This window comes from Streptomyces sp. NH27 (assembly GCF_056859195.1).
This window is the reverse complement of sequence record NZ_JACEGK010000518.1, coordinates 1-5,787: the sequence shown is the minus strand read 5'-3', so window position 1 is coordinate 5,787 and position 5,787 is coordinate 1. Positions and strand designations below refer to the sequence as shown.

Sequence of the window (5,787 nt, the reverse complement as noted above, 5' to 3'; positions counted from 1 at the left end):
CCGATTCGACTTCGGCCCAACCCCCGGTTCCACCAGCCCGTTCCGGCCCGCCGTCATCGGCCCGCCGGATGATCCCGCACACCCCGATTCCAGTCATGAAAGGGACGTATCATGGCATCGTCTACCGGCTCGACGGGCGCCGCCCGCAGACTGCGCCGCCGTACCCTGCCCCCGCTGGCACTGGCGGTGTCGGGCATGCTGCTCGCGGCGGCCTGTTCGGGCGCGGGCGGGGCCGGCGGCGGCTCCGGCTCGCACTCCATCAACGTCCTGATGGTCAACAACCCGCAGATGGTCGACCTGCAGAAGCTCACGGCCGCGAACTTCACCAAGTCCACCGGGATCAAGGTGAACTTCACGGTGCTGCCCGAGGACGACGTCCGCGACAAGATCACCCAGGACTTCTCCAGCCAGGCCGGGCAGTACGACGTCGCCACCATCAGCAACTACGAAGCGCCGATCTTCGCCAAGAACAACTGGCTCTCCCCGCTGACCACCGAGGCGAAGGCCGACACCGCCTTCGACCAGAGCGACATCCTGCCCGCGATGCAGCAGTCCCTGACCTACAACGGGCAGCTGTACGCCGAGCCGTTCTACGGCGAGTCGTCGTTCCTGATGTACCGCAAGGACGTCTTCGCCGCGAAGGGCCTGACCATGCCGGCCAACCCGACCTGGACCCAGGTCGCCGACCTCGCGGCGAAGGCCGACGGCGCGCAGAAGGGCATGAAGGGCATCTGCCTGCGCGGCCAGCCCGGTTGGGGCGAGATGATCGCGCCGCTGACCACCGTGGTGAACACCATGGGCGGCACCTGGTTCGACAAGGACTGGAAGGCGCAGGTGGACAGCCCCGCCTTCACCAGGGCGACGCAGTTCTACGTGGACCTGGTGCGCAAGCACGGCGAGGCCGGCGCCGCGCAGTCCGGGTTCACCGAGTGCCTCAACGACCTGGAGCAGAGCAAGGTCGCCATGTGGTACGACGCCACCTCCGCGGCCGGCTCGCTGGAGGGCTCCGGCTCCCCCGTCGCCGGGAAGATCGGCTACGTGCCCGCGCCGGTGGAGCAGACCAGGAACGCCGGCTGGTTGTACACCTGGGCCTGGGGCGTGCAGAAGGCGAGCAAGCACCAGTCCGACGCGTGGAAGTTCATCTCCTGGGCGTCCGGCAAGGGTTACGAGGACCTGGTCGGCAAGCAGTTGGGCTGGTCCCGGGTGCCGGCCGGCAAGCGCGCGTCGACGTACACCAATCCCGAGTACGTCAAGGCGTCCAGCGCCTTCGCCACGCCGACGCTGAACGCGCTGAAGGCCGTCGACCCGGCCGACCCGGGCGTGCAGCCGCGGCCCGCGCCCGGCATCCAGTTCGTCGGCATTCCGGAGTTCACCGACCTGGGCACCCAGGTCTCCCAGCAGCTCTCCTCGGCCATCGCCGGCCGCACCAGCGTGGACAGCGCGCTGAAGGCCGGTCAGAAGCTCGCCGAGAAGGTCGCCGACAAGTACGCCGGCAAGTGAGCGGGAACCCGACACGATGAGTACTCCGTCGATCATCCGACACCGCCACGCGCCGCCGGCCGTATCCCGGTCCGCCGCGGGCCGGGCACCGCGCCGGCCGCGCGGTGCCTGGGCCCGGCGGGCGCCCCTGCTGCCCGCCCTGATCTTCATGATCGTGGTCACCCAACTGCCGTTCGTCGGAACCCTGGTGATCTCGTTCATGCGCTGGAACGCCCTGGACCCCGCCGACAAGGGCTTCACCGGGTTCGACAACTACAAGGAGGAGTTCACCGATCCGCAGCTGCGCTCGGCGCTGACCACCACGGTCGTGCTGACCGTCACGGTGGTGCTGGTCAGCCTGGTGCTGGGGCTGGGCCTCGCACTGCTGATGGACCGCAAGTTCCCCGGCCGCGGCGCGGTGCGCACCCTGCTGATCACCCCGTTCCTGGTGGTGCCGGTCGCCTCCGCGCTGCTGTGGAAGCACGCCCTGTACAACGCCACCTACGGCTTCATCAACGGCTCGCTCACCTGGCTGTGGAGCCTGTTCGGCAGCGACTCCGCGCCGCAGCCCGACTGGCTGTCGACCTCGCCGAAGCTCGCCGTCGAGGCATCGCTGATCTGGCAGTGGACCCCGTTCATGATGCTGATCCTGCTGGCCGGCCTGCAAAGCCGCCCCACCGACGTGGTCGAGGCGGCCCGGGTGGACGGCGCCGGCAGCTGGGACATCTTCCGCTACCTGACCTTCCCGCACCTGCGCCGCTACCTGGAACTGGCCGCGCTGCTCGGCACGGTCTACGTGGTGCAGAACTTCGACGCCGTCTTCACCCTCACCTCCGGCGGCCTGGGCACCGCCAACCTCCCCTACGCCGTCTACAGCACCTTCTACGAGGCCCACGACTACGGGCAGGCGTCCGCCGAGGGCGTGATCGTGGTGATCCTGTCGATCGTCGTGGCGACCTTCGCGCTGCGCTCGGTCTCGTCGCTGCTCAGGGAGGAGACCCACTGATGGCCGCCACCACCCTCGACGTCCGGGCCGCCGCGCCCGTCGCCGGCATCGCGCCGCGCGAGCGGAAGGAACGGCGCTCGCGCAGGCTGCTGGCGCTGGGCGCCTGGCTGTGCGGGATCGTCTTCTTCCTGCCCTTCGCGTGGATGGTGCTGACTTCCTTCCACAGCGAGCAGGACGCCGGCACCAACCCGCCGAAGATCGACGCCCCGCTCACCCTGCACGGCTACCGCGAGTTCTTCGGCTCCGGCACCGGGGTCAGCCCGTGGCCGCCGCTGATCAACTCCCTCACCGCCGGCGTAGTCTCGACCCTGCTGGTGCTGCTGCTGGCCACCCCGGCGGCGTACGCGCTGTCCATCAAACCGGTCCGCAAGTGGACCGACGCGATGTTCTTCTTCCTGTCCACCAAGATGCTGCCGGTCGTCGCCGGTCTGCTGCCGGTCTACCTGATCGCGAAGAACATCGGCATGCTCGACAACATCTGGCTGCTGGTCATCCTCTACACCTCGATGAACCTGCCGATCGCGGTGTGGATGATGCGGTCCTTCCTCGCCGACGTGCCCGGCGCCATCATCGAGGCCGCGTCCATCGACGGCGCCGGACTGCCCACCATCCTGGTCAGGATCGTCGCGCCGATCGTCGCGCCCGGCATCGCGGCGACCGCCCTGATCTCGTTCATCTTCAGCTGGAACGAGCTGCTCTTCGCCCGGGTCCTCACCGGCGTCACGGCGGGCACCGCGCCCGTCTTCCTGACCAGCTTCGTCACCAGCCAGGGCCTGTTCCTGGCGAAGGTGTGCGCCGCCGCCGTCTGCATCTCCCTGCCGGTGCTCGCCGCCGGGTTCGCCGCCCAGGACAAGCTCGTCCAGGGCCTCTCCCTTGGAGCCGTCAAGTGAAAGCAGCCGTCATCAGCTCTCCCGGCCAGGTCGGCGTCGAGACCGTGGACGACCCGGCGCCCGGGCCGTCCGAGGTGGTCGTCCAGGTCGCCGCGTGCGGCCTGTGCGGCACCGATCTGCACATCCTCCAGGGGGAGTTCGCGCCGACGCTGCCGATCGTGCCGGGTCACGAGTTCGCCGGTGAGATCGTCGCGGTCGGCGCCGAGGTGCGTGGCCTGTCCGCCGGCGACCGGGTCGCGGTCGACCCGTCGCTGTACTGCCACGAGTGCCACTACTGCCGGATCGGCCGCAACAACCTGTGCGAGCGGTGGAACGCCATCGGTGTCACCAAGCCCGGCGGCGCCGCGGAGTTCGCGGCCGCCCCGGCGGCGAACTGCGTCAAGCTCCCCGAGCACATAGCCACCCGCGACGCCGCCCTGATCGAGCCGCTGTCCTGCGCGGTGCGCGGCTACGACATCCTGCGCTCCCAGCTCGCCACCCACGTCCTCATCTACGGCTCCGGCACGATGGGCCTGATGATGATGGAGCTGGCCAAGCGCACCGGCGCGGCGAGCGTCGACATGGTGGACGTCAACGAGGAGCGGCTGAGCACCGCCCGGCACCTGGGCTGCTCCGCGACCGCCACCACCGCAGACGAACTCGACCAGCCGCGCGGCTGGGACGTCGTCATCGACGCCACCGGCAACGCCGCCGCCATCCAGGACGCCCTCGGCCGGGTCGGCAAGGGCGGCACCTTCCTCCAGTTCGGCGTCGCCGACTACGCCGCCCGCGCCACCATCGAGCCGTACAAGATCTACAACCAGGAGATCACCATCACCGGCTCCATGGCGGTGCTGCACAGCTACGAGCGGGCCGCGGAGCTGTTCGCCGGCGGGGTGCTCGACCCCGAGGTGTTCATCAGCGACCGCCTGCCGCTGGTGGACTACGCGGCGGCCCTGCAGCGCTTCCAGGCGGGCGTGGGCCGCAAGATCCAGGTCCTGCCGTAGGGCGTCGCACGGGGTCCGCAGCGGGTTCGCGGCGGGGATTACGGGGGGTTCGCGGTGGGGCCTGCTCGGCGGCGGCACCTCCGCGACCGCCGCGACCCGCGCACGGCTGAGCGACGCCACCGGCACCGAGACCCCGTGGCCCGAGGTGGCCGGGGCACTGTGGTACGCGGTACGGGCCGCCGGCATCACCTGCTCCCGGGCCGGGGCGGCCCCGCCGACCTACGAGGAACTGGACCGCCCGCCCGCCTGACTCACGTCACGGCCGGCCTGACTCACGTCACCGCGGCCGGATCGCGCGGGAACGGCATCCCGCTCACGCGAAGTGGACCACGATCCGGCCCTGGTTGGACGGGTCGGTCTCGAAACTCCGGTACAGCCGCTTCAGATGGGGCTGCCGCAGCGTCGCCAGCACCCTGGACCTGAGCTTCCCCGAGCCCTTGCCCGCGATGATCTCCACCCGGTCCGCCTTCGTCGCCGCGGCCCTGAAGATGATCTCCCGTACCGCCCGGTCGATGTCGCGATCGCTCCGGAACAGCGGATGCAGGTCGAGTGTGAGTGTCATCGGTGCCACGCCTTCCCTGCCGCCCGCACGCCGGCGGCACCGCTCGTGCGGCGCGGCCACGAGTACCGTACTCCCGGCCGCAAAACCCCGTGGCGGCGCGGGGACGCGTACGGCTACGGTCGCAGGATGACCACTCGTACGTTCCGGATCACGGTGCGCGGTGTCTTCGACGGGCTCGACGCCGACCAGCGCGCGGAGTTGCTGGCGCACGCGCCCGAACACGACGTCCTGCGCGCGGCCTTCACCCCCGAAGGGCACCTCAGCTACGACCTCGCGGCGCGCACCGCGTTCACCTTCCGGTTCGCGGACTCCGGCGAGGCCGAGGAGGACATCGTGGCGGCGACCGCCCGCGCCGAGGCCGCCGCGCGGGCGTGGCTCACCGAGCGCGGCTACGGCTTCGCGAAGCTGCGGTCCCAGGCGGAGGACCTGTCCCAGGCGCCCCTGGGCAAGCGGCAGCGGCGCGAGGCGGCCAGGAACCCGGTTTAAGGCCCGCCGGTCGGGAACAGGGCCTGGTGCGGGTCCGGGTCCCGACTGGTCAGGGCCCGGATGCGGGTGTGGGTGCGGGTCCAGGCGGGTCCGACACCGGGCGGTTACCGGGCGCGGCGGGTGCGTTACAGCCGGCTATGCCCGTCACGGCGCCGGGTAGATGTCCCCCGCGGCCATCATGCTCTCCTGCTCGCAGTCGAACTCCATCTGCTTCACCCGCTGTTGGAGCTTCCTGCGCTCCTTCGGGTCGCCGCTGCGCTCCGCGTCCGCCTCCAGTGCGAACGCCTCCTCGCGCATTTCCCTGACGTGCCGCTCGTTGGCCGGGCCGTTCTCGTTCATATCGCCCCACTCCGTACCCGAGAGCCGATACCTCCACCC

At 70.5% G+C, this 5,787-nt stretch carries 7 protein-coding genes; 5 read left to right on the top strand and 2 right to left on the bottom strand.

The window, feature by feature from the left end; translation table 11 throughout:
• Positions 1-111 precede the first annotated feature (111 nt).
• From AC13HU_RS30825 to AC13HU_RS30810, 4 genes are read left to right on the top strand one after another with little or no spacing between them, the layout of a single operon-like run.
• Positions 112-1,500 (top strand): ABC transporter substrate-binding protein, encoded by a 1,389-nt coding sequence (locus AC13HU_RS30825; RefSeq protein WP_483045264.1) that lies wholly within the window; start codon positions 112-114, stop codon positions 1,498-1,500.
• Positions 1,501-1,516: 16 nt separating this feature from the next.
• Entirely contained in the window at positions 1,517-2,485 is a 969-nt protein-coding gene (locus AC13HU_RS30820; RefSeq protein WP_483045263.1) for a carbohydrate ABC transporter permease, read from the top strand.
• The gene (locus AC13HU_RS30815; protein WP_483045262.1) at positions 2,485-3,375 is read left to right on the top strand and encodes a carbohydrate ABC transporter permease; all 891 of its coding nucleotides are present in this window, start codon (positions 2,485-2,487) and stop codon (positions 3,373-3,375) included. The genes AC13HU_RS30820 and AC13HU_RS30815 overlap by 1 nt, the downstream gene beginning before the upstream one ends.
• Positions 3,372-4,361, top strand: coding sequence for a zinc-dependent alcohol dehydrogenase family protein (locus tag AC13HU_RS30810; protein WP_483045261.1), 990 nt, complete (start codon positions 3,372-3,374; stop codon positions 4,359-4,361). The genes AC13HU_RS30815 and AC13HU_RS30810 overlap by 4 nt, the downstream gene beginning before the upstream one ends.
• A gap of 313 nt (positions 4,362-4,674) precedes the next feature.
• Here AC13HU_RS30810 and AC13HU_RS30805 read toward each other — a convergent pair whose 3' ends face one another.
• Positions 4,675-4,923 carry a Smr/MutS family protein gene (locus AC13HU_RS30805; protein WP_483045260.1) on the bottom strand — a complete coding sequence of 83 codons (249 nt, stop codon included), beginning with the start codon at positions 4,921-4,923 and terminating at the stop codon, positions 4,675-4,677.
• Between the two features lie 126 nt (positions 4,924-5,049).
• Here AC13HU_RS30805 and AC13HU_RS30800 point away from each other — a divergent pair, with 126 nt between their 5' ends.
• Positions 5,050-5,409, top strand: a complete 360-nt coding sequence (locus AC13HU_RS30800; protein WP_483045259.1) for a DUF6204 family protein — start codon at positions 5,050-5,052, stop codon at positions 5,407-5,409.
• Between the two features lie 144 nt (positions 5,410-5,553).
• Here the strand turns inward: AC13HU_RS30800 and AC13HU_RS30795 are convergent.
• A partial coding sequence (locus AC13HU_RS30795; protein ID WP_483045258.1) for a DUF6381 family protein occupies positions 5,554-5,787 on the bottom strand: 234 nt, incomplete at its 5' end.